This is a genomic window from Silicimonas algicola (assembly GCF_003970735.1).
GTDB lineage: Bacteria > Pseudomonadota > Alphaproteobacteria > Rhodobacterales > Rhodobacteraceae > Silicimonas > Silicimonas algicola.
This window is the reverse complement of the sequence record NZ_CP034588.1, coordinates 3,260,605-3,284,083: the sequence shown is the minus strand read 5'-3', so window position 1 is coordinate 3,284,083 and position 23,479 is coordinate 3,260,605. Positions and strand designations below refer to the sequence as shown.

The 23,479-nt window shown below is 66.1% G+C and carries 20 protein-coding genes; 7 read left to right on the top strand and 13 right to left on the bottom strand.

The window, feature by feature from the left end:
* Nucleotides 1-14 precede the first annotated feature (14 nt).
* Together EF888_RS16050 and EF888_RS21935 are read right to left on the bottom strand one after the other, a co-directional pair.
* Nucleotides 15-1,145, bottom strand: a complete 1,131-nt coding sequence (locus EF888_RS16050; RefSeq protein WP_109759849.1) for a sugar ABC transporter substrate-binding protein — start codon at nucleotides 1,143-1,145, stop codon at nucleotides 15-17.
* Nucleotides 1,146-1,165: 20 nt separating this feature from the next.
* Nucleotides 1,166-1,906: a FadR/GntR family transcriptional regulator gene (locus EF888_RS21935; protein ID WP_164721734.1), complete on the bottom strand. Its 741-nt coding sequence runs from the start codon at nucleotides 1,904-1,906 to the stop codon at nucleotides 1,166-1,168.
* 174 nt (nucleotides 1,907-2,080) lie between these two features.
* Here EF888_RS21935 and EF888_RS16040 point away from each other — a divergent pair, with 174 nt between their 5' ends.
* Nucleotides 2,081-2,989: an SMP-30/gluconolactonase/LRE family protein gene (locus tag EF888_RS16040; RefSeq protein ID WP_109759851.1), complete on the top strand. Its 909-nt coding sequence runs from the start codon at nucleotides 2,081-2,083 to the stop codon at nucleotides 2,987-2,989.
* A gap of 506 nt (nucleotides 2,990-3,495) precedes the next feature.
* Nucleotides 3,496-6,759, top strand: coding sequence for an Ig-like domain-containing protein (locus EF888_RS22085; RefSeq protein WP_206508347.1), 3,264 nt, complete (start codon nucleotides 3,496-3,498; stop codon nucleotides 6,757-6,759).
* 99 nt (nucleotides 6,760-6,858) lie between these two features.
* Here EF888_RS22085 and EF888_RS16025 read toward each other — a convergent pair whose 3' ends face one another.
* Entirely contained in the window at nucleotides 6,859-8,376 is a 1,518-nt protein-coding gene (locus EF888_RS16025; protein WP_109759852.1) for a malonate--CoA ligase, read from the bottom strand.
* Nucleotides 8,377-8,394: 18 nt separating this feature from the next.
* Nucleotides 8,395-9,093, bottom strand: coding sequence for a GntR family transcriptional regulator (locus EF888_RS16020; protein WP_109759853.1), 699 nt, complete (start codon nucleotides 9,091-9,093; stop codon nucleotides 8,395-8,397).
* 111 nt (nucleotides 9,094-9,204) lie between these two features.
* On the opposite strand from EF888_RS16020, the gene EF888_RS16015 reads away from it, so the two are divergent.
* From EF888_RS16015 to EF888_RS16000, 4 genes are read left to right on the top strand one after another with little or no spacing between them, the layout of a single operon-like run.
* Nucleotides 9,205-10,443 carry a CaiB/BaiF CoA transferase family protein gene (locus EF888_RS16015; protein ID WP_109759854.1) on the top strand — a complete coding sequence of 413 codons (1,239 nt, stop codon included), beginning with the start codon at nucleotides 9,205-9,207 and terminating at the stop codon, nucleotides 10,441-10,443.
* A 15-nt stretch (nucleotides 10,444-10,458) separates the two neighbouring features.
* On the top strand, nucleotides 10,459-11,244 hold the full coding sequence (locus EF888_RS16010) for an enoyl-CoA hydratase (protein WP_109759855.1): 786 nt from the start codon (nucleotides 10,459-10,461) through the stop codon (nucleotides 11,242-11,244).
* Nucleotides 11,245-11,247: 3 nt separating this feature from the next.
* Nucleotides 11,248-11,709 carry a PaaI family thioesterase gene (locus tag EF888_RS16005; protein ID WP_109759856.1) on the top strand — a complete coding sequence of 154 codons (462 nt, stop codon included), beginning with the start codon at nucleotides 11,248-11,250 and terminating at the stop codon, nucleotides 11,707-11,709.
* Complete coding sequence (locus tag EF888_RS16000) at nucleotides 11,706-12,977, top strand: aminotransferase class V-fold PLP-dependent enzyme (RefSeq protein ID WP_109759857.1); 1,272 nt, start codon at nucleotides 11,706-11,708, stop codon at nucleotides 12,975-12,977. The genes EF888_RS16005 and EF888_RS16000 overlap by 4 nt, the downstream gene beginning before the upstream one ends.
* A gap of 3 nt (nucleotides 12,978-12,980) precedes the next feature.
* Here the strand turns inward: EF888_RS16000 and EF888_RS15995 are convergent, their stop codons facing one another.
* The 5 genes from EF888_RS15995 to EF888_RS15975 all read right to left on the bottom strand — a co-directional run bounded on the left by EF888_RS15995 (nucleotide 12,981) and on the right by EF888_RS15975 (nucleotide 17,808).
* Entirely contained in the window at nucleotides 12,981-14,000 is a 1,020-nt protein-coding gene (locus EF888_RS15995; protein WP_109759858.1) for an Ldh family oxidoreductase, read from the bottom strand.
* 4 nt (nucleotides 14,001-14,004) lie between these two features.
* On the bottom strand, nucleotides 14,005-15,528 hold the full coding sequence (locus tag EF888_RS15990; RefSeq protein ID WP_109759859.1) for a tripartite tricarboxylate transporter permease: 1,524 nt from the start codon (nucleotides 15,526-15,528) through the stop codon (nucleotides 14,005-14,007).
* A 37-nt stretch (nucleotides 15,529-15,565) separates the two neighbouring features.
* Nucleotides 15,566-16,009 carry a tripartite tricarboxylate transporter TctB family protein gene (locus tag EF888_RS15985; RefSeq protein ID WP_109759860.1) on the bottom strand — a complete coding sequence of 148 codons (444 nt, stop codon included), beginning with the start codon at nucleotides 16,007-16,009 and terminating at the stop codon, nucleotides 15,566-15,568.
* Nucleotides 16,010-16,081: 72 nt separating this feature from the next.
* Nucleotides 16,082-17,074, bottom strand: a complete 993-nt coding sequence (locus EF888_RS15980) for a Bug family tripartite tricarboxylate transporter substrate binding protein (protein WP_241239698.1) — start codon at nucleotides 17,072-17,074, stop codon at nucleotides 16,082-16,084.
* Nucleotides 17,075-17,127: 53 nt separating this feature from the next.
* Nucleotides 17,128-17,808: a GntR family transcriptional regulator gene (locus EF888_RS15975; protein ID WP_109759861.1), complete on the bottom strand. Its 681-nt coding sequence runs from the start codon at nucleotides 17,806-17,808 to the stop codon at nucleotides 17,128-17,130.
* A 101-nt stretch (nucleotides 17,809-17,909) separates the two neighbouring features.
* Here EF888_RS15975 and EF888_RS15970 point away from each other — a divergent pair, with 101 nt between their 5' ends.
* Nucleotides 17,910-18,650, top strand: coding sequence for an SDR family NAD(P)-dependent oxidoreductase (locus EF888_RS15970; protein ID WP_109759862.1), 741 nt, complete (start codon nucleotides 17,910-17,912; stop codon nucleotides 18,648-18,650).
* Here the strand turns inward: EF888_RS15970 and EF888_RS15965 are convergent.
* From EF888_RS15965 to EF888_RS15950, 4 genes are all read right to left on the bottom strand, one after another.
* Nucleotides 18,647-19,651 carry an ABC transporter permease gene (locus EF888_RS15965; protein ID WP_109759863.1) on the bottom strand — a complete coding sequence of 335 codons (1,005 nt, stop codon included), beginning with the start codon at nucleotides 19,649-19,651 and terminating at the stop codon, nucleotides 18,647-18,649. The genes EF888_RS15970 and EF888_RS15965 overlap by 4 nt on opposite strands.
* A 22-nt stretch (nucleotides 19,652-19,673) precedes the next feature.
* Nucleotides 19,674-21,170: a sugar ABC transporter ATP-binding protein gene (locus EF888_RS15960; protein ID WP_206508346.1), complete on the bottom strand. Its 1,497-nt coding sequence runs from the start codon at nucleotides 21,168-21,170 to the stop codon at nucleotides 19,674-19,676.
* Between the two features lie 82 nt (nucleotides 21,171-21,252).
* Nucleotides 21,253-22,200: a sugar-binding protein gene (locus EF888_RS15955; RefSeq protein ID WP_109759865.1), complete on the bottom strand. Its 948-nt coding sequence runs from the start codon at nucleotides 22,198-22,200 to the stop codon at nucleotides 21,253-21,255.
* A 94-nt stretch (nucleotides 22,201-22,294) separates the two neighbouring features.
* On the bottom strand, nucleotides 22,295-23,287 hold the full coding sequence (locus tag EF888_RS15950) for a substrate-binding domain-containing protein (protein WP_109759866.1): 993 nt from the start codon (nucleotides 23,285-23,287) through the stop codon (nucleotides 22,295-22,297).
* Between the last annotated feature and the right edge of the window lie 192 nt (nucleotides 23,288-23,479).

Sequence of the window (23,479 nt, the reverse complement as noted above, 5' to 3'; positions counted from 1 at the left end):
CGCCGCGTCTTGCATCACTTCACGTCGGTTTCGTCCTGCGCCATGATCGCAGGGCCCGAGACGTTCACGCCGCAGGGCGGGAATTCGTTCACCGTGAAGAAGTTGTCGGGCAGGTCGGACCAGAAGTTCTTGCCGTCCTCCAGCTCCTCATAGGTCGCCACCGGAAGCGGGACCGAGATGAGCTGCGGCATCACGTTGCCTTCCAGCGCCGAGATCGCCGCTTTCATCGCCACGGCGACGAGGCCGGGCGACTGGCCGATCGAGATGCCTTTCAGGCCCTCGTCGGAATGCTCGGCGATGGCCTTGCGGAAGCCGTTCTCGGATTCGCCCGCGACCGGCACCCAGGGGTGGCCCGCGTCGGTCAGCGCCTGGATGACGCCGTTCGACCCGCCCTGGCCGATGATGGCCTCGAACTGGCCATGCACGGCGATGGCGTCGGCAACCACCTTCTGCGTGGTGCCGTCGTCCCAGTTGCCGACGACCGACACGATCTCCCAGGTGCCGTCATCGGCGGCCAGGACCTCGTTGATGCCGATCGAGCGGTCCCGGTCGACCGAGTTGCCCGGAAGTCCGCGCACCTCGAGGATCTTGCCCGAGCTGACGCCCTTGGCGTCCAGCTCCTTCAGTGCGAACTCGGCCCACATGCGGCCCATGGCAAGCTGGTCCTCGTTGACCTGCATGACCGCGTCGGTGTCGAGCACGTTGTCGAAGGGCACGAGGACGACATTCTCGCGGTCCGCAAGGCGGATGACCCGGTCGAACCCGTCGGGCGAGACGGCGATCGTAACGATCGCGTCGTAGCCCTGGTTGATGAAGTCCTCGATGGCGCCAAGCTGCGCGGGGGCGTCGGTGCCGGTCGAGACCACCTTGAATTCGGCGATCTTGTCCTTGACGGCGGGATCCTCGGCATAGGCCTTGGCGGTCTTGATCATCTGGATCCGCCAGGTGTTGCCGACGAAACCGTTGACGATGGCGATGCGGTAGGGGCCTTCCTGGGCCTCCCACTGGAAGTGCTTGGTGGATGCGTCCCACGGCGCGAAGCAGGACGGGTCGACGCCCGGTCCGTCCACGACGGAGGGGCCGGCGAAGGCGGCGGTTCCCAGGCCGGCAAGAAGCGCGGCGAGGGCGGTCGATCTGAGGTTCATTGTCTTTCCTCCCTAGAAAGTCATGACGTGATGTCCCGCTTCCCGGCCTCGGGAGCGGCGGTCTTCTGGAAAAGGGCGTACCCGGCGTTCAGATGCGTCTTCATCAGGTACTGGTAGCCCAGGCGGTCGCCCGCCTCGGCCGCCGCGAGGATGGCCTCGTGCTCGCGGTAGGTGGTGGTCTCGAAGGTGCGCCGCGACTTGCCCATCTTCATGATGCGCAGGATCACGGGCTTCATCAGGCCGTAGACGTCGAGGATGGCCTTGTTGTCGAGCAGGCTCATCAGCTTGGTGTGGAATTCGAAGTCGTACTCCGAGGCGACGTCCACATGTGGCATGTCGGTCAGCTTGGTGTTGATGCGTCTCAGCTCGGCCAGGTCGGAGGGCGTCATGCGCTCGAAGAGCGTTTCGACCGACGAGACCTCGAGCAGCGCGCGGAAGCCCTGGATGTCGCTGAAGGTCTTGGGCGACAGGTCGAGGACATTGAACGAGAACATCTCGAAGGCCGAGGCCATGCGGTTGTCGATGATCGTCGCCCCGACCTTGGGACGCACCTCGACGATGCCGTAGGCCTTCAGGATGCGCATCGCTTCGCGGACGGTGTTGCGCGAGGCGCCGAAGGCGTCGCAGAGTTCGCGCTCGGTCGGAAGGCTGTCGCCCACCGTCAGGCCGTCCCTCCCGATCAGCGCCCGGATGCTTTCGACGACGCCGTCGACGGCAGATCCGGTCTCGCTGCGTGTGGTCTGCGCCCCCGCTTCGGCCACGAAATTCCCCCCTGGCCGCCCGGTCCCGTGCCGGACGATCTCTTGTGCAACGTATTTGTCCGACAAATACCTGTCAATATTCCTGAGAGGGGGCTCCTGCCGGGATTTGAGCCCCACTTGACCAACCAAAGACGGCTCGCCAAAGTCGCACCAGCACAAGATCGGGGAGCGGCGATGCCTGGCGAACACTACGAGATCGTGGACGAGCGCTTTCGCAAGCTGATCCACAAGAATGCCAACATCGACCTTCTCTGGGAGGGTGGGCGCTGGTGCGAGGGTCCGGCCTACCTCGCGGCGGGCAAGTACCTCGTCTGGTCCGACATCCCGAACGACCGGGTAATGCGGTGGGACGAATGCTCGGGCGCGGTCTCGGTCTTCGAGCAGCCCTGCCGCAACCAGAACGGCCACACCGTCGACCTCGAGGGCCGTCTCGTCGCCTGCGAACATCGGGGCCGGCAGGTCAGCCGGATCGAGCATGACGGTTCGCTGACGATCCTGGCGGACAGGTTCGAGGGCAAGCGCTTCAACTCGCCCAACGACGTGGTGGTGAAGTCGGACGGCTCGATATGGTTCACCGATCCGTCCTACGGCATCGACAGCGAATACGAGGGCGACCAGTCGCCGTCCGAGATCGGGTCGCGCAACGTCTACCGGATCGCCCCCGATGGCGCGGTCACCTGCGTTGTCACCGACATGGTTCAGCCGAACGGTCTCGGCTTCTCGCCGGACGAGAGCCTGCTTTATGTCGCCGACACCGGGCAGACGCATAAGCCGGACCACACGCCGCGCATCCGCAGCTATCCGGTGACAGGCGACAGGCTGGGCGAGGGTGCCGACCTGATCGTCAGCAAGACCGCGGGCCTCTTCGACGGATTCCGGGTCGATACGGGCGGCAACATCTGGACCTCGGCGCGCGACGGCGTCCATTGCTATGACGCCGACGGGACGCTTCTGGGCAAGATCCTCATAGACGAGGTCGTAGCGAACGTCGTCTTCGGAGGACGGAAGAAGAATCGGCTCTTCATCTGCGCCACGACGACGCTTCGTTCGATTTACGTCAACGCGATCGGTGTGGCCCGCTAGGGGCGCAAGCGCCGGATTCGGGGCAAGGGCGGGTCACAACCCGCGATTCTTCTGCCCCACTTTCGCCAAATTCCAATTCCCCTGCCGCGTTTCTGCCAATATTGGCAAATGACCCAAGGTCAAACCCGGGAACAATCCCGGGTTTAATGCTCGGAATTCCGCTCACCAGCCTCCCGTTTTGTGTGCGCGCCGCACGGATGGCAGCAATTTGCCGTCAACAATCCGCCCATTTGCAGTCCATTGCCGAGCGGAAATCCCCCATTTGTAGACGGTTCCGAACAAATCTAGCCCTGTGCCGTGTTGGTCGATCCGACGGGAACCAATTGCCATCGCTTGGTCACAATACGCCCCAAGCGACGCCTCAATCAGGCTCCCATCTGATCGCGTTCCGAGTGGCCTGTGTGCGGCCAAAAAAATCAAAAAACGATGCGCCAAACGGACGGAGCTCTCAAAATGAACGTGACGTGTAAACGCCCGCACAATGGATTTGTCGGGAGGGTCGAGGAATGAACTTTCTCCTGATCCTGTTCGGCCTCTTTGGAAGTGCAGCAGCCTTTGGCTCGGGGGGCGGTGACGGCAGCATGACCGCTGACGGCAAGGTGGACAACAACGGCAAGGGCAACGGCAAGCCCGACAAGGATCCCATCCCGGTCGACACCGGCAGCCAGACCGAGGAAGAGCCGGTCGAGGAGCCTGTCGAAGAGGAGCCCCAAGCGCCTGTCGAGGAGCCGACCAACGAGGTCCCGACCGAAGAGCCTGTGGAAGAGCCCGTCGAAGAGCCCGTCGAGGAGCCTGTCGACGAGACCCCCGTCGAAGAGCCGACGAACGAGGTTCCGACCGAAGAGCCTGTGGAAGAGCCCGTCGAGGAGCCCGTGGACGAGACGCCGGTCGAGGAGCCGACGAACGAAGTCCCGACTGAGGAACCGACCGAGGAACCCGTAGAAGAACCCGTCGAGGAGCCGACCGACGAGGTTCCGACCGAAGAGCCGGCCGAGGAACCCACCGGCGGCAGCGACAGCCCGATCGACATCACGAACCCCGGCCAGTCGACCAACAGCGACGGCGCCGACACCGATCCGATCGTCGTCAACGGCACCATCGACGTGGTGACCGGACGGACCCACACGCTCGACGCCGTGGGCGACGATGTCACCGCCGTCCGCATCATCTCGGACGTTGAGCATGGCCATGTCACGGTGAACCCCGACGGCACGCTGGCTCTCGTGATGACCGGCGAGACCTACACCGGATCGCAGAGCTTCCGCTACGAGGCGACCCACGCCGACGGCAGCACGACCACGCATACGGTCAACATGAGGTGCGTCGAGGGCGATCAGGCCGCTGGCTGGGCCACCGGCACGTCGCACTACATGCTCGAGACCGACGAGAACGACAACGTCGTCGTCGAGGCGGGCGAGAACCACACCAAGGTCTACGTCTCGGGCTCCGGCGACGCGCTGTCGCTGGCCGACATCGCCCGCGCCGAAGGCATGGACGTAAGCCAGGTCACCGGCGAGTGGCTTCTCGCGAACGGCACCTATGGCCAGAGTGAAGGCCTGGCCCTGGCCGAGGACGCCGGCATGGCGCTCTGGCACGCGGCGACGCCTCGCGGCTCGGAAACGTCGAACTGGCTTCTGTTCGAGCGCGGCTACACCTATGACGACCTCGGCCGCGTGATGATCCGCGACACCGACGGCGAGGACCCGCTGCACCCGCTCTATGTCGGAGCCTACGGCTCGGGCGACAAGCCGATCCTGACCGAGGAGTTCCTCCAGAACAACGAAGGCAGCACCAACCTCGTCGTGCAGGGGCTCGAGTTCCGCGGCGGTGTCTTCTTCGCTCAGGCGGGCGGCAACATCATCTTCGACGACATCAGCGTAAAATACGTCGAGATGGATGTGATGCATCAGGACGGCGTGACGGTCCGCAACTCCGACTTCACGGACGTCCACAACGAAGCCCCGGTCAACGCCGAATGGCAGGGGTCGTGGGACCGCGCCCAGGGCATCTTCGCCAACTTCAACAACGGCGTCCTGCTCGAAGGCAACTTCTTCGACCTGAACGGCTACGAGCTTGGCTTCACCGGCCAGGACGCGTCGTCGCCGCAGCCACCCACGATGTACAGCCACAACATGTACATCGGCAACGACAACACCGACATCACGCTCCGCGACTCGATCTCGATGCGGGCCTCGTCCTTCGGCGCGCAGGTGCGTCCGGGCGGCTTCATCGAGGACAACGTCTTCATCGACAACAACGCGGCCTTCGCTACGGTCGGCGGAGACTACAAGGACGCGGGCTACGTCGGGTACTACTCGCTCCTCAGCGGCAACATCGTGACCTCGGGCGCCCACAAGGACGCCGACATGGTCGGGGCCTTCACGCTCGGCCTGACGGACGATGCGCTGATGACCTCGCTCGTCGACAACGTGGTCGCGCACCTCGCCAACCCGGACGACCCGTCCGAGCTGGACTACAAGTACTGGATCAACGACGCGAACCGGTCGATCGATCCCTACTACAACGACACCATCGTCTGGAACTGGATGGGCGCGCGCGCCTTCGAGTATCCCGACAAGGACGTCGACGTGAACGTCGAGGGTCTGGACCCGTCCGTCATGGACGCGACCACGATCCAGCGCTTCACCGCGCAGCTTCTGGGCACGAACGAGGCGACGATCGGCGACCTGGCCGACTATCTGAGGGCGCAGGCCGACGGCACGCTCGATGACGTGGTCGACGCCGACCTCATCATCAAGTTCTTCCAGGAAGGCTTCGGCATCGAGGCCGACATGCGCGACGGCGCCGAGACGCTGCGCTTCATCCCGAACGACCTCGGCGACGGGGTCCGGTGGGACAACCACCTAAACTGGAGCACCGACGACCTTCCCGGCCTCTATGCCGAGGACGACGTCGACCTGGGCGGTAACCACGTCGTCTTCGGGACCAATGCCACCATCGACGAGCTCGAATTCGGGCCGGACGGCGAGCTTCAGGTCTACGGCGGCAAGCTGACCGTCGCGGGCGGTGTCACCGGCGACTATGCCGGCAGCCTCGACATCACCTCGGCCGGTCAGTTCTGGACCGAAGGCGGGGATGCCGCGAACCTCGACATCGACGTCATGGGCGGGCGCTTCGTGAACACCGGCGCCATGTCGGGAGCCGACCTGTCGGTCACCGGCGGGCAGGCGATCCTCGCCACCGACAACGCAGAGTTCGACGTCGAGAGCGGCGACAAGCTCTCGATCTCGGGTGCGGGCCGCGCCGGCTTCGACGGCGAGGACGGGGGTATGGCGATCCTCGACATGCACGCGGGCTCGACGCTCGAGTTCCTCACCGAGGGCGGCGACCTGGGCTCGATCTCCGAGTTCCGCTCGGGCGCCTTTGGCGACAGCGATGTCAAGTCCGGGGCCGATCTGGGCGACACGAACCTGACGATCAACCTCGCCGGCCTCTCGGCCAGCGCAGGAAGCGCTTTCACGCTGATGGAGGTCGACGAGATCATCGGTCTCTTCGACGAGGCATCGGTCTCGGGCCTCGGATCGCGCGACGCGACGATCGTGGTCGACTACGAGACCGATACCGTGACGCTGAAGCTGGCCTCGGGGTCGGGCAAGGTCGCGGTGCAGACGGTCGGCGGTCAGGACGCGGTCAGCGCGGGCCACGAAGACCTCTGGGACGCGCTTGTCTCGGGTCAGGGCGTGGTCAGCGAGACGGCCCAGGCCATGCTGCCGGACGACGAAGAGGACGCGCTTCTCGACGCCGCCTGACGATATCCCCCACCGCGCGCGCGTCCGTGTATCGGACGCGGGTCACCGGTACGCAAACGCCCCGGGCCTGTCCCGGGGCGTTTTCTTTTCCGAGCGATGTCAGGAGGGGGTGAAGGTATTCGCGAACCGCGCGCGCAGGTCGGCCTTCTGAACCTTGCCCATGGTGTTTCGGGGCAACTCGTCCACCAACTCATAGCGGCGGGGTCGCTTGAAGCCCGCAAGTTCGGTCCGTGCGGCGGCTTCGATGGCCGCGAGGTCGGGCGCGGCCTTGTCTTGCGGAACGATGACGGCCACGACGGTTTCGCCAAAGTCCGGGTGAGGCGCGCCGACGACCGCGCTTTCCTTCACGCCGGGCTGGGCGTCGAGGAAAAGCTCGATCTCCTTCGGGTAGATGTTGTAGCCGCCCGAGATGATGAGATCCTTGCCGCGCCCCACGATGTGGACGTAGCCGTCCCCGTCGATCCGGGCGAGGTCGCCCGTGATGAAGAACCCGTCCTCGAGAATCTCGGCCTTTGTCTTCTCGGGCATCCGCCAATAACCCTTGAACACGTTCGGTCCGCGCACATGCAGGACGCCGATCTCGCCCTGCGCGACCTCGGCGCCGGTGGCGGGATCGCAGACCTTCGCCTCGACGCCGGGCAGGGGGAAGCCGACCGTCCCTGCGCGACGTTCGCCCTCGTAGGGGTTCGAGGTGTTCATGCTGGTCTCGGTCATTCCGTAGCGCTCGAGGATGCGATGCCCGGTCCGTTCCTCGAAACGGATGTGGGTTTCGGCCAGGAGAGGCGCTGAGCCGGAGATGAAGAGCCGCATGTGGGACACGAGGTCCCTAGTGAAGCGCGGATCGTCCAGTAGGCGGGTGTAGAAGGTGGGCACGCCCATCATCGTGGTGGCGCGGGGCAGGGCGGCGATGACCGCGTCCTGATCGAACTTCGGCAGGAAGATCAGCGATCCCCCCGCCATCAGAAGCGTGTTCGTCGCGACGAAAAGACCGTGCGCATGAAAGATCGGCAATGCGTGGAGGAGGACATCGTCCGATGTGAAGCGCCAGGCCTCGACCAGCGCCTCGGCGTTCGACAGAAGGTTCCTGTGGGTCAGCATGGCCCCCTTGGACCGCCCCGTCGTGCCCGAGGTGTAGAGCAGCGCGGCGATGTCGTCCTCGCCCCGCGCGGCGGGCGGCGGCGTCGACGTCTGCACGGCGGCTGCCTCGGACAGCGAACCCGTGCCATCAGCGTCGAGCGTGAGAAGCTTCGCCTGCGCACCCCTTGCGACTTCGGCCAGCGCCTCGGCCTCGCCCGGATCGCAGACGAAAAGCGCAGCCTCGCTGTCGGTCACGAAGTAGTCCAGTTCGCGCGGGGTGTAGGCCGTGTTGAGCGGCAGAAAGACCAGACCTGCGCGGATGCAGGCTGCATAGAGCGCCAGCGCTTCCGGCGATTTCTGAACGTGGACCGCCACCCGGTCGCCAGGCACAAGACCGAGCGATGACAGCGCAGCCGCAAGCCATCCGGACATTTCGAGGAAGGCGGCGTGGGTGATGACCGAGCCGTCCGCGAGGATCAGGAAGGGCGTGTCCTGCCCCTCGTGCGGCTTGAAGAGGCGGTCGTAAAGCGGATTGGCCATGTCGGGGTGCGTTCCTTCTCAGCCGGCCGCCATGTCATCCTGGGACAGCATCTTCATGTAGCGGCCAAGCCCCGAGCGGATGTGGTCCAGCGCCGCGTTGCGCGCCGCTTCGGCCTCTCCCGCCGAGACGGCGGCGCGGATGACTTCGTGTTCGTCGATGGATCGCGCGATGTTGGTGGCGATGGACAGGCCGCGCCGGCGGAAGAGGTGCATTTCCTTGACGAGGTTGTCATAGATCGTCTTCGCCTTCGGATTGCCCGCGGCAGTCATCAGCATGTCGTGGAAGACGATGTTCAGCGCGTAATAGGCCTTGGTGTCGTTGTCCCTCAGCGCTTCCCTCATCCGGTCGAGGTTCTCGTCCATGCCGCGGACCAGTCTCGGCTCGTCGCCCTCGGCAACGCGCGACGCAGCCGACGAGCAAGCCATCGCGAAGATCGCGCCCCGCAGGTCATAGAGGTTGCGCACCTCGGCCAGGGTGGTTTCGTGGACGAAGGCGCCGCGATTGGCGATAAGGTCGATGAGCCCGGAATCGGCAAGCGAACGGATCGCCTCGCGCACCGTGCCGCGACTGACGCCCATGGCGGTCGACAGGACCAGTTCGTTCAGCTTCTCGCCGGCGGCAAGGTCGCCTTCGACGATCATGCGCTCGATCTCGGACCTGACCTCGCCCGCAAGGGTGGCGCGTGCAGCGCCGATGGACCTGGCCTGGATGCTCATGACGTCTCCTCGCCTGCCAACTGAATTCTGTCAACAATTAACATTTATATTGCCTATCCTCAATCGCTGTCATACTTCTAGTCAGCGCAGGATCACCACGGGAGAGCCAACATGCCGCAGCCCGCGAACCGGACCGACAGCGTCGACGGCCAGGGCGGGGCAGGGGCAGAGCGTCCCGTCGCGAGCGAAGCCCTTCGCGGCATCCGTGTCCTCGACCTGACGCGCGTACGCTCGGGGCCGACCTGCGTGCGCCAGCTCGCCGACTGGGGCGCCGATGTCATCAAGATCGAAGCGCCGTCCGACAAGGCGCAACTGGGCGGTCCGCGCTCCGGTCCCGACTTCCAGAACCTGCACCGCAACAAGCGCAGCCTGACGCTGGATCTCAAGACAGACGGCGGTCGCGAGGCCTTCCACCGCCTTGCGAAGACGGCGGACGTGGTGGTCGAGAACTTCCGGCCCGACGTGAAGACGCGGCTTGGCATCGACTACGCGGCGCTGTCGAAAGAGAACCCGGGCCTCGTCTACGCCTCTATCTCGGGCTTTGGACAGGACGGTCCTCTGGCGGCCCGTCCCGGTTTCGACCAGATCGCCCAGGGCATGGGCGGGCTCATGTCGATCACCGGCAAGCCCGGAGAGGGGCCTATGCGCGTCGGCATCCCGATTGCGGATCTCTGCGCCGGGCTCTTCGCTGCGCAGGGCATCCTCGTCGCGCTGATCGAGCGGCAGAGGTCGGGCATGGGCCAGTGGGTCCAGACCTCGCTTCTTCAGGCCCAGGTCTTCATGCTCGACTTCCAGGCCGCGCGCTATCTGATGGACGGCGAGGTGCCGGGCCAGGCGGGCAACAACCACCCGACGTCGATCCCCACCGGCGTCTTCCGCACCAAGGACGGCCACATGAACCTCGCCGTCGCGGGGCAGGAGATCTGGGTTCGCTTCGCCCGTGCGTTCGGACGCGACGACTGGCTCGAGGACGACCGCTACAAGACGGCGCCCGCGCGGTCCGAGAATCGCGACGCGCTCGGCGACGAGATCGAGGCGATCACGCTGACCCGCACCACCGCAGAATGGGTCGACGCGATGAACGAGGCGGGCGTGCCGGCGGGCGAGATCAACGACATCGGCCAGGTCTTCCGCGAACCGCAGGTCGAGCATCTGGGCCTCGCCCAGCCCGTGAAAAGCCGCGAGCGCGGCGACACGAGGCTTGTCGGGCAACCGATCCTGATGAGCCGCACGCCAAGCCACATCGCCATGCCGCCGCCGCTGGCGGGGGAGCATTCGGCCGAAATCCTCGCCGAAATCGGCTATTCCGACGCCGAGATCGAGGCCATGAAGGCCGCCGGCGCCATCTGACTTAGGAACGGACCCATGACCGACAAGATCCTCACCGAACGCTCGGGCGATATCGCCCGCATCGTCTTCAACCAACCGGAAAAGCGGAACGCCGTCTCGCTGGAAATGTGGGAAGCGGTCGAGGAGGCGGTGACGCGGTTCCAGTCCGACCAGGGCGTGCGCATCCTGATCCTGTCGGGTGCGGGCGGAAAAGCCTTTGTCTCGGGCGCGGACGTCTCGAAGTTCGAAAGCGAACGGGCGAGCGAGGAGGGTGTGGCGCGCTACAACGCGACCACGAAACGGGTCTACGACATGATCGCGGCCTTCCCGAAACCCACCATCGCGCAGATCGACGGCTTCTGCATCGGCGGCGGCGTGGCGCTGGCGCTGTGTTGCGACGTTCGGATCTGCGGGACCTCGTCGAGTTTCGCGATCCCGGCGGCGAAGCTCGGCCTCGGCTACGGCTTCCCCGGCATCAAGCGGCTGGTCGACGTCGTGGGGCCGGCCTTCGCCAAGGAGATCTTCTTCACCGCCCGCCGCTTCGACGCCGAGGAGGCCCGCGTCATGGGGCTCGTCAACCGCGTCGTCCCGGACGGGCAGGTCGAGGCCGCGGCGACCGAAATGGCCGAGACCATCGCGGGCAACGCGCCGATGACCGTCGCCTCGGTCAAGTACATCGTGGGCGAGACGCTGAAGGACGAAAGCGCGCGCGACCTCGCCGAATGCGACCGCCGCGTGAAGGAATGCTTCGACAGCCAGGACTACGTCGAGGGCCGCCGCGCCTTCCTCGAGAAGCGCAAGCCGCAGTTCGTCGGATCCTGACCCATGGCCGATGATGCCCGGCGCATCGACGCCGACGCCGCCCGCGCGCGTTTCGAAGATGCGCTCGACAGCCACGCGCAGGACTTCGAGACGTTCTTCCTGGCCCGCTTCCTGGACCTCGGCTTCGAGTACCTGCCCGAAGACGCCGCCGACGCGGACAAGGACTGCTGCCGCGTGACCTTCGAGGTGACGGACATGCTGCGCAATCCGCAGGGCTCGCTGCACGGCGGGGTCATGGCGACGGCGATGGATATCTCGATGGGCCATCTCGCGAAGAAGGTGGCCGGACCCGGCGCCACCATCGAGATGAAGATCCAGTTCACCCGCCCTGTCATGGACGGTCAGGTCACCTGCGAGGGGCGGTTCATCAAGAAAGGTCGGTCGATCTCGTTCATGGAGAGCCGGCTGACCGGAGCCGACGGCAAGCTCGCCGCACTCGCCACCGCAACATGGAAGATGCCATGAAGGATACCGCCGCCACGGGCTTCTCGCCCGCTCTCCTGTCCGAAATCCGCGACCGTTTCGCGCATGTCGACACCTGCCCCTTCGAGGGCGAGCGGGTGTTCTTCGAGAACGCGGGCGGTGCGCTGACCCTCAAGTCGGTGGTCGAGACCTCGGCGAAGATGGCCGCCATCCCTGACAACCAGGGCCGCGACAATCCGGCGTCGAAGGCGCTCGTCGAGATCATCGACCGCGCGAAGGCCGACATGCGTGTCCTCTTCAACGCGCCTGAAGGTCAGTTCTTCGTCGGCGAAAGCGGGACCGAGCTTCTGTTCCGCCTGATCTCCGTCGCCTGTCTCGGCACGCCCGAGGGCGGCCGCGTCGTCGGAAGCTCGATGGAGCATCCGGCCTCGCGCAGCGCCGCTGACAGATGGGCGAAGGTGGCGGGCAAGGCCCATGTGGTCGTCGCGCATGACGACGAGACCGGATCGGTCGGACCGGAGCATTATGCCGATGCGCTGACGCCCGACACCCGCGTCGCCACCATCGTCCACACCTCGCCGGTCACCGGCATGGGCGTCGATGTCGCCGCCATAGCGCGGGCGATCCGTACCGTCTCGCCCGACTGCATCATCATCGTCGACGGCATTCAGCACGCGGCCCACGGCCGTCTCGACATCGAGAGCTACGACATCGACGGCTATGTCGTCTCTCCCTACAAGGTCTTCTCGCGCCACGGCTACGGCGTCGCCTGGGTCTCGGACCGTCTGAGCGCTCTGCCGCACGATACGCTGATGAACGCGCCCGGCGCGCCCTGGGAGATGGGGACGCGCGACACCGGCTCCTACGCCACTTTCTCGGACGTCGTCGCCTACTTCGACTGGCTTGGCGGACAGGTCTCCGACGCCACCGACCGCCGCGCGCGCATCGTCGCCGCCGGCGAGGCGATCCACGACCACGAGAAGCGGCTGACCGACGCCATGCTCTACGGCACCGGCAACCTCGCGGGGCTGGCCGAGTTGCCTGGCGTCCGCATCGTTGGCGGCGTCGACAACCCGCGCCGCGAGGGGCTGGTGTCCTTCGCGCTGAGCGGCAGCGAAGCGCCCGAAATCGTCGCTGCCCTGCGTGAGCGCGGCATCCGCGTCCATAGCCGCAAGGCCGACCACTACTCGGGCAACATCCTCGATCCGCTCGGCCTCGCCACCTGTGTGCGCGTCTCGCTATGCCACTACAACTCCGAGGCCGAGGTGGCGCAGTTCCTGCAGGCGATGAAGGAAATCGTCGGAGCCTGACGCTCAGCCGCCGAGCCGGCGCAGCATCGCGACGCACTCGTCCGACAGATCGAGACCCGATGCCCGAGCTTCGGCAAGACGTGCCAGCGCGCGATCTCCGGGAAGCCGGATCGGAACGCCTTCATCCACCCGCGCCGTCCCGCTCAGGATGGTGCGCGCCTCGTCCAATCGTCCGGCCCGTTCGCGAGCAGGTCGCAACCGTTCCGCGTCGATCAGCGCAACCATCAGTCCAAGCCCCTGGGGGCTGTCCGGCGTCTCGGCCGCATTCGGGATCTCGGTCAGCATCGCGGCACCCGCCAGCGTCGCCAGCATCAGGTCGAGACCAAGGGCGAGGTTCGCCCCCTTGTCGCCGCCGATGGCGCGCAGAATGCCCGTCAGCGCGCGCGACGGATCGGTGGTGGGTCGCCCGTGTTCGTCCGTCGCCCAATCCGCCGGGATCGTCTCCCCCGCTTTGGCCGCTGCCCTGATGCGCGACCGCGAGACGGTCGACAGCGCCATGTCGAGGATCAGGTGCCGCCCGCCCGGGTCGGGCACCGCAAGGCCTATGGGAGCGTTCCCGATCCGCGCCTCACGTCCGCCCGCCGGTGCGAGCATCGGCGCGGTGTTGGTGGTGACGATCGCGGCGAAGCCGTCGTCGGCCGCACGCCGGAGAAGCGGAGCCAAGGCGCCGACGTGGCTGACGCGCCGGACGACCGCCACGCCCGCGCCGCAGGTCCGGGCCGCCTCGGAGGCAGCGAGGCGTGCGCGTTCGGCTATGACCGGGCCAAGGCCGTTCGCCCCGTCGAGACGTCGCAGGGCGGGGGCGGGCGAGACGATCGGGACGACGGCGCGGGCGTCGATCCCGCCGGCCTCGATGCGGCCGACATAGGTTCCGACCCGCGACAGTCCGTGCGTGACGATCCCCATGCCCTCGGCTTCGGCGAGCATCGACGCGGCAAGACCGGCATCGTCAGCCCTCACACCCGCCCGCCGGAACGCGGCTTCCGCAAGCTCCACCGCCTCTCCGTAGGGGAGGCGGGGCATGGGGTCAGCCCCCGGCCTTTTCGGCGTCGCCGGAGCCCCTGCCGAACCGGCCCATCAGCGGCAGAAGGACGACGAGGAACACGGTCACGCCGATGATCCAGAGCGACGGCGCGCGCTCGACGAAGATCATGAACGACCCGCGCGAGATCGTCAGCGTCTGGCGCAGCGCCTCTTCGGCGAGCGGTCCCAGCACCAGCGCCAGCACCAGCGCGGCGGGCGAGAAGCCGTAGAGCCGCATAAAGAACCCGACGAACCCCGCCGCGAACATGATCCAGGTTTCGACGAAGCTCGAATGCACGCTGAAGGTGCCAAGCGCGCAGATCACGACCACGACGGGGCCGAGGATGCGGTAGGGCACCTTGATGATCTGCACGAAGAGTGGGATGGCGAAGATGTTGATGGCCAGAAGCACCATGTTGCCCAGGTACATCGACGCGATCAGGCCCCAGGCCAGTTCCGGGTTCTGCTCCATGAACAAGGGACCGGGACGCATCCCCCAGAGCAGGAAGGCGGCGAGAAGCACGGCGGTCGAGGCCGATCCCGGAATGCCGAGCGTCAGAAGCGGGATCATCGCGCCCGACGAGGCCGCGTTATTCGCCGTTTCGGGCGCGACGAGGCCCTGCATCTCGCCCTTGCCGAACTTCTCGGGCGCCTTCGAGATCGAGCGTTCGAGGGAATAGGCCATGAGCGAGGCGATGGTCGCCCCGGCGCCGGGGATGACGCCGACCACGAAGCCAAGGATCGACCCGCGCACCATGGTCCAGCGGGTCGAGATCCAGTCCTGCGCCGTCGGCCAGAACCTCTCTTCCTTGTCGTACTGCACGATGCCGCCCGTCCCGGTGCGGTGCAGGCCGTTGTAAAAGGCGTAGAACAGCTCGCCCAGGCCGAAGAGGCCGATGGCGACGGGGATGAAGTAGATGCCTCCGATCAGCTCGGCCGACCCGAAGGTATAGCGGCTCTGCCCGGTCTCAAGGTCGACGCCGACGGTGCCGAGCGCGAAGCCGATCAGGGCCGATATCACGCCCAGCTTCCAGTTCTCGCCGATCATCACGATCAGCGTCAGCATCCCCATGACCGCCAGCAGGAAGTACTCGGGCGGCCCGAAGCTGCGCGAGACCTGCCCGAAGAGCGGGGCGAGGATGGTGATCAGGATGACGCCCACGGTGCCTCCCACGAAAGAGGCCGCCGCCTGCATGACGAGCGCCGGCCCCGCGCGGCCGTTCTTCGCCAGCGGGAAGCCGTCGAAGGTCGAGGCGACCGTGGCGCTTTCGCCCGGCGTGTTCAGCAGGATCGAGGTGATCGTGCCGCCGTACATCGCGCCGTAATAGATCGCGGCCAGCATCATCACCGCGCCAATCGGGTCCATCCCGAGCGTCACGGGCAGAAGGATCGCGAGGCCGGCCGAAGGGCCGAAGCCAGGGATGACGCCGACCACCATGCCCACCATCGCTCCCGCGAAGAGGTAGACCAGGTTCATCGGTGTCACTGCGACCGAGAAACCCATGAAGAGGTCGGAGAAGATGTCCATCGGGTCGGCTCCGGGGGGCTGCGCGCGGCGCGGTGTGTCAGAGGATCTCGAACAGGCCCGGAGGCATGCCCGCGTTCAGAAGCTGGTCGAAAAGCAGGTAGACGCCCGTCGGCACGAGGAACGAAACCGCCACGTTTGTGATGTGCCGGCCGCGATTGAGCAGGGCGAGCGCCACCAGAAGGAAGATCACCGTCGCGACGAAACCGCCGAAGAGGCGCAGAAGGACGGCATAGCCGACCGCCAGCACCATCAGCACCAGGACGTCGGACCAGCGCGTCTCCTCCTCGTCCTGGGGCGTGGCCGATCGCATCTCGTCCAGGATGGCCCAGATCAGGGCGACGATGGCCATTCCGCCGATCATACGGGGAAAGAAGCCGGGTCCCAGCCGTCCGGTGCGCGTCATGAAGTTGAGGTCGGCGAAGGCGACGTAGCTGTAGAACACCGCCCCCGCCAGCAGGACGACCAGATAGCCGATGCGCATGGATGTCTGCCCTCGAGAAGGAAAGGCCGGCCACCCTGTGCGGGGTGGCCGGATCGCGTTAGCCGGACGGGTCTACTGCACCGCGCCGACGGATTTCAGGACCTCTTCGAAACCGTTCTTGGTTTTGGTCAGGAAGGTCCGGAAGTCCTCGCCATAGATCACCGTCGGCGTGAGGGTGTTCGAGGCGATATATTCTTTCCATTCAGGGGTATCGACGACCTTCTTCATGGTCTCGATCCACCATTCCTGCGCCTCGGCCGGAGCGTCCGGCGCCAGGATCAGGCCGCGCGGCATCGACACGCCGATGTCGTAGCCGATGTCGCCCATGGTCGGCACGCCTGCGAGAGCGTCCGGGATGTTCTGGCCCGAGAAGACGAGGGGGCGCAGGTCGCCGGATTCGATGAGGCCCAGGATCTCGCCCGGGTTACCCACCATTGCGTCGAGTGCGTTCGACAGAAGGGCGGTCGTCTGTTCGGACATGTCGTTGAACGACACGTAGTCGAACTCGAAACCGGCCGCCTGAGCGAAAAGCGTCGGCACGATGAAGTCGACGTTGACCGTGCCCGTACCGCCGATGTTGATCGGGTTCTCCTTGGCGTAGGCGATGAACTCCTCGATGTTCTGTATCTCGGATGAACCGTTCACCACGAGAACAAGATCGTCCGTGGCCAGAAGCGCCACAGGCGTGAAGTCCTCGGGCGCCCAGCCCGTGTCGGCCTGAAGCGGCGTCGTCACGAAACTGCCCGAGGTCGTCGAGATGCCGTAGGGGTTCCCGGCCTGGCTGGCGAGGTAGCCCCAGCCGACGGCGCCCGATCCACCGGCGCGGTTTTCCACTTTGATGTCACCGGGATAGAGATCGTACTTGTTGAGGATCTCGACGATGCTGCGGGCCATGATGTCGTTGCCGCCGCCCGGTCCGAAAGCGATGGTCCAGTCGAGCGTTTCGTCCGCAGACGGGTAGTCCTGCGCTGCTGCCATCCCGGCAAAGGCGAGGGGCACGGCGACCGCCGCGGCCATCGCCGTCCCGAAGATCCGCCGCGCGGCGGTGTGAGCCATGAAGTTCATTTGGGTCCTCCTCCCTGATTTGTTCGTTGTGGTGCCGTCTTGCGAGACGGTCTTCATCCATTGAGCGTCTCGAGCAGACGCCGCTTGCCGTTCAGGTGATGGTTCCGTCCTTCCGTTCGCGCAGTCTCGACGTCGCCCGCCTCGATGGCGGCGAGGATGCGGCGATGTTCGGCGTTCGAAACGACGAGCGAGGCCAGCCCGTTGAGGACGCGCAGCCGGAAGAGCCGCACCTCCTTGCCGAGCGCCACGTAGAGCGACCGCGTGCGTTCGAGCCCCGCCACGGCCGCGATGTGGTCGTGGAAGGCGAGGTTCGCGGTGAAATAGCTGTCCTGGTCGTCACCGGCGATGAGGTCGTCCATCGTGTCGACGAGGTCGCGCAGATCCGCCCGGATGTGCGCGCCAGGCATCGCGGCCACGGAGGCGCAGAGCTCGCCCGCCATGAGCGCCCGCAGGTCGTAGAGTTCGAGTGCATCCTCGAGGGACAGCTTTCGCACATAGACGCCCTGGTTCGCCACGGCCCGGACGAGCCCCTCACGCTCCAGCGACCTTGCGGCCTCCCTTACCGGACCGCGGCTGACACCCATCTGACGGGCGAGGACGATCTCGTTCAGCCGTTCGCCGGCCTCGACCTCGCCGCCCAGGATCATGCGCTCAAGCTCGTCGCGCACCTCCTGCACGAGGGGGCGCTGGCGGAACCTCTGCGCTGTTTCCGGGGTGCCATTGGCATTCTGCATGACCGGATCACAAGGCAGCGATTGTCGATTGTCAACAATATTCTGTTGAATGATGAATCCCTCAACGTTACTTCGATCCCACGCAATCGGGAGGATACAGCATGGCGAACGGCACTCTGGCGGGGCGCACCGCCTTCGTTTCCGGCTCTGGCCACAACATTGGTCGCGCGATCTCGGTCCGTCTCGCGGAGATGGGATGCAACGTCGTCGTCAACGGCTCGCGGGACGAAGACGCCTGCAAGGAGACGGCGCGTCGGGTCCAGGCGGCAGGCGCGTCGGCCCTCGTTCTGATGGGCGACATGGGCAGCGCCGGGGACGTCGAGCGGATCGTGGCCGCAGCCCTCGAACGGTTCGGGACGGTCGATATCGTCGTGAACAACGCGGCCCGCCGTCCGCACAAGCCGTTTCTCGAGACGACGGACGAGGACTGGGACGCGGTGATCGACGTGGCGCTGACAGGGGCTTTCCGAGCCTGCCGGGCGTTCCTGCCCGGCATGGTCGAGCACGGCTGGGGGCGGATCGTCAACTTCGCCGGGATGAAGGCGATCCACGGCTATTTCGAGGGCGCCCCGATCTCGGCCGCAAAACACGGGGTCTGGGGTCTGACAAAGGCGTTGTCCGAAGAGTTCGCGCCCAAGGGGATCACCGCGAACATCGTATCGCCGGGGCAGATCAGGTCCGAGGATGTGGACGCCGACGACCCGTCACGGGCGGCGAAGATTCCCGCCGGCTTCATGGGCACGCCCGACGACATCGCCGCGACGGTCGCCTTCCTCGCCTCGCCCGAAGCGCGGTTCCTGACGGGGCAGATGATCGCGGTGAACGGCGGGCAGGAGACCTAGCCGCCGCTCGGCTCGGCCCGCCCGGCGTTCAGCGAGGCAAGCGCCGCCGCCTGTCGTTTCGCAGTTCTGTAGCGCGCGAATTGCGTGTCCGCGATGACGCCGATCAGGATGACGCCCCCCATCACCGCGAAGTTCAGCGACGACGGGATGCCGAGCAGGTTCACGAGGTTCTGGAGCACCTGGAGGAGGATCACGCCCAGGACGACGCCCACAATGGAGCCTTCGCCGCCGCGCAGGGAAAAGCCGCCGAGGACCGCCGCCGCGATGGCGTAAAGCTCGTAGAAGCTGCCGTGCGAGGCAGGGTGGATCGACCGCGTGTACATGGCGAAGAACACCGCCGAAAGGCCGGTGAGGACCGAGCAAATGACGTAGGCCAGGATGATGACGCGCGTGGTGTTGATACCGGCAAAGCGCGCCGCCTCCTCGTTCTTGCCGACAGCGAAGAGGTGGCGGCCGAAGACCGTCCGGTGCAGCAGGAACCACGACGCCACGGCGACGACTCCGAAGGCGACGATGGAATGCGGCACGCCCGAGGTGCGGCCCGAGATCACCCATTCAAGCCAGGGGAAACTGTCTCCGAAGGAAAATCCGGCGGTGCCGTCGGCGGTGTAGAAGCGTGCGATGCCGCGATAGATCAGAAGGCCGCAGAGCGTCACGACGAAGGGCTGGAGTTTCATCTTCGTGACCAGGAGGCCGTGCAGAAGGCCGATCACAGCCCCCAGGACCATCACGAGGACCGTTGCGATGGGCCAGGGCACACCCTGGTTCACGATCATGTCGACGAAAAGGACGCCGAGAAGGGCGATGACCGAGCCGACCGACAACTCGATGCCCGCCGTCACGATGACGAAGGCCTCGGCGATCGAGAACAGGCCGAACAGCCCGATCAGGTTCGCCGTGTTGGCGAGGTTGATGGGCGAGAGGAACCTGGGGTTCAGGGCCGCGACCACCGCCGCCACCGTCAGGACCAGCACCGCCAGCCCGATATCCTTCTTCTGCACCGTCCGCGTCTCCCGTCCTGCGTCAGCCTACTGCCAGCCGAAGGATGTTCGGCTCGCTTATCACGTCGTGGTCGAGGATCCCCGCCACGCGGCCCGCGCTCATCACCGCGACCCGGTCCGAAATGCCGATGACCTCTTCCATGTCGCTCGAGATCATCAGGATGCCCACGCCGGTGTCTGCGAGCGCGCGCATCAGCGCATAGACCTCGCGTTTCGCACCGACGTCGATGCCGCGCGTCGGCTCGTCCATGATGATGACCTTGGGGCTCATCGCGAGCCACTTCGCGAGAACGACCTTCTGCTGGTTGCCGCCCGACAGCGAGGCGACGGCGCCGTCGAGCGTGGCGGTCTTGATGCCGAGCCTGTCGCGCGAGGCCGTGCCGAGGTCGCGCTCGGCGGGTCGGTCGACGAACCAGCCGCGGCGAAGGCGGCCGAGGTTCGGCAGCGAGATGTTTTCCCTCACCGCGAAATCGAGGATCAGCCCTTCTTCCTTGCGGTTCTCGGGCACGAGGCAAAGACCCGCGGCGATGGCGGAGGCGACGGAATCGGGCGCAAGGGTGATGCCACTGACGCGCACCTCGCCTCCGTTGCGGGGGTCGATGCCGAAGGCGACGCGGGCAAGTTCGGACCGGCCAGCGCCGACGAGCCCCGCCAGACCCAGGATTTCGCCCCCGTACAAGGTAAGGTCGACCTTCGAGGATGGATAAGCCGTCGTCGAGACCGCGCAAAATTCGAGGACGGGCGCCGTGCCCGACGGTGCGATGCGCGAGGCGTCGCGGCCGATGTTCCGGCCGATCATCAGTTCGACCATGCGCGGTTTCGAGATGTCCGCGCGCGGCAGGTCGCCCGCGTTCTTGCCGTCGCGCAGGACGACGACCCGGTCGGCGACCTCCTCGATCTCGGCGAGACGGTGGCTGATGAAGAGGACCGCGACACCGTCGTCACGCAACTGCCGCATGACGCCCAGAAGGCGCGCGGTCTCGGAGACGGTGAGGCTGGAGGTGGGTTCGTCGAAGATGACGAGCCGGGCCTTCATCGACAGCGCCTTCGCGACCTCGAGGATCTGCTGATCGGCGAGCGACAGGTCGGCGGCCGAGTCCTCGGGGGCGAATTTCGCGCCGAGGACGTCGAGGATGGGGCGCACGGTGCGGACCATCGCGGCCTGGTCGAGCGTGCCGAAGGGGGCGCTGACGATCTCGCGCCCGAGAAGGATGTTTCCCGCTACGTCGAGGTTGCCGAAGGTGTTCAGCTCCTGGTGGACGAAAGCGATGCCGAGGTCGTTGGCCTCGCGGGGCGTCAGGGCCGCATGGTCGTGTCCGTCGACGGTGATCGTTCCGGCGTTCGGGGCGATGGTGCCGCCCAGGACCTTCATCAGCGTGGATTTGCCCGCGCCGTTCTCGCCGATCAGGCCGACGATCTCGCCGCCGGTCAGCGACAGGTTGACCCTCTCCAGCGCGACGACGCCGGGATAGACCTTCGTCACGTCGGTCAGCGAGAGCGCGATGGGAGGCTTCGTCACGGATCTTCCTTGCAGGATGAAACGGGCTGCGCGTGACGAGTGTCTCGCCCGGCGCAGCCCGCCGCAAGCGGGGAGGACACCGCTATCCCGAAATGCGCGCCTTCAGTTCGGCCTCGAACGCGTCGACGTTCGACTGGTCGATGACCTTGGTCGGCACGATGATGAGCCCGTCAGCCGGCACGCCAGAGGTGTCGCCCTCCAGGTAATCGGCCATGAGGTGCATGCCCTGATAGCCCCACTGGTAGGGATCCTGAACCACCGTCCCGGCAAAGGAGCCTTCGCGCACCGCGCCAAGCGTCACCGGATCCTCGTCGAAGGCGATGACGGTGATTTCACCCAGTTTTCCAGCTGCTTGCAGGGCTTCGTAGATCTTGGGCGGGTTGTAGGAATAGAAGCCGACCATGCAGTTGATGTCCGGGTTCGCCGCCAGCACGTCATCGACGTTCGAGCGCGCACGGGCGAAGTCCACGTCGTCGCCGCGCACGTCGACAAGCTCGATGCCCGAGCCCTCGACCGCCTGGCGGAAACCCGCGATGCGCTCGACGGCGTTGTCGGCGCCGAGGAAGCCCACGAAGCCCATGCACTGGCCTCCGTCGGGTAGCGCTTTCTTGGCGATCTCGCCCGCCTGCACGCCGGCGTCGGTGTTCGACGAGCCGAGGTAGGCGATGCGCTCGCTGTCGGGCGCGTCCGAGTCGGTGGTGAAGAGCGGGATCTGGCTCGCGATGCGGTTGAAGGCGTCGATCGACGTCTTGGGATCGACCGACGAGATCATGATGGCGTCGGTGCCTGCGGCCACGAGGTCGTCCATCAGCGCGTTCTGAAGTGCTGCCGTCCCTTGCGCGGGATAGCGGAACTGAAGGTCATAGTCGGGCAGCTCGGCCTGCGCTGCGGCGACACCGGCCTCGGCCAGCTTCCAGAAGTCCGAAGCCGCGTTGACCACGAAGGCGAGTTGCGGCTTGTCCTGCGCCGCAGCGCCGGTAGCCAGTGCCGCGGCCATGCAGGTCGTGGCGAACGTTCTTGCGAATGTCATTTGTTCCTCCCTGACCGGGGTTGTCCCGGGTCGTCGTGTTGAGCGTGTGAGGCGGGGCCCGGCCGATGGGGCCGGACCCTGCCTTGTCCTGCGATCAGTTGTCCTTGCAGAACCCCGGATCGTCCTGGTTGCAGACGTCGAGCCCGGTGTAGAGCGGATCCTCGACCGTCTGACCCTCGATGAGCTGGATCATCACGTCGGGCGCCTTGTAGCCCATCTCGAACGGACGCTGGCCGACCTGGGCGTGGCTGCGCCCGTCGCGGAAGGCTTGCGTCTGCGGCGGCAGGGTGTCGCCCGCGATGATGATGAGCTCCTTCGAGTTAAGCTTGTCCATCACCTGGTCCGTGACCTGCGAATAGGCCTGCGGCGCGAACTGGGCCCAGCCGCCGACGAGGATGAAGGCGTCGAGGTCGGGGTTCGCGATGAAGGTGTCCGCCATCTGCTGGTTGGCGAGGTCGGCCTGGTCGTTGGTGAAGACCGGGCAGCCCTCGATCTCGGTCCAGCCGCCTTCGCCAGCCAGACGCTCGATGCCTTCGGCGCCGCCCGCGGTGTCGCGGAACCCCTGCGCGCGGGCGTTGATGTTGTCCGCGGCGACGTTGCCGAGCTGGAGGCAGACAGTGCCGCCTTCGGGCTTAAGCTTGGCGGCCTCCTCGGCCATCTTGACGCCCATGAGGTAGTTATCGGTGCCGAGATAGGTGGTCCGCAGGTCGCGGTCGGCTTCGAGGAAGTCGGCGTCGATGGTCATCACGGGAACGTCCGGTGCGATCTCGCGAACGCGGTTGGCCATGGCGGGCGCGTTCGACGGCGAAATCGCGATGGCTGCGACGCCGGACGTCAGGAGGTCGTCGACGATCTGGACCTCGCCGGCCTCGTCAGCCGAAGACGCCGGGCCGGTATAGAGGCATTGGTATTCGCTGTCGGCGTTTTCGGACATCCACTTCTGGCAGCCGAGGTTGATCTGTTCGAAGAACGGGTTGTCGAGACCCTTCACGACGATGGCGAGGGTCTTCTTGTCCTGTGCCTGCGCCGCGGTGGCCAGCGCCACGAGCGCCGTGGCCGTGGCCAGATATGCGATGGTCGTCTTCATTGATAGTGCTCCCTGTCTTGTTCCGGTTTCTGGTTCATCCGTGCGCCCGGGCGGTGCCTGGGTGTCGAATTCCTGTGGAGCCCTGCGGCCTTGAAAGGCGGCGGGAGCTCAGTGTCGGTTCGCCAATGATGAAAGGCTCTGCCGCTGCGCCGCTTCCGTCAGAGAGCGGCTTCAGACGCACGATCGCAGACA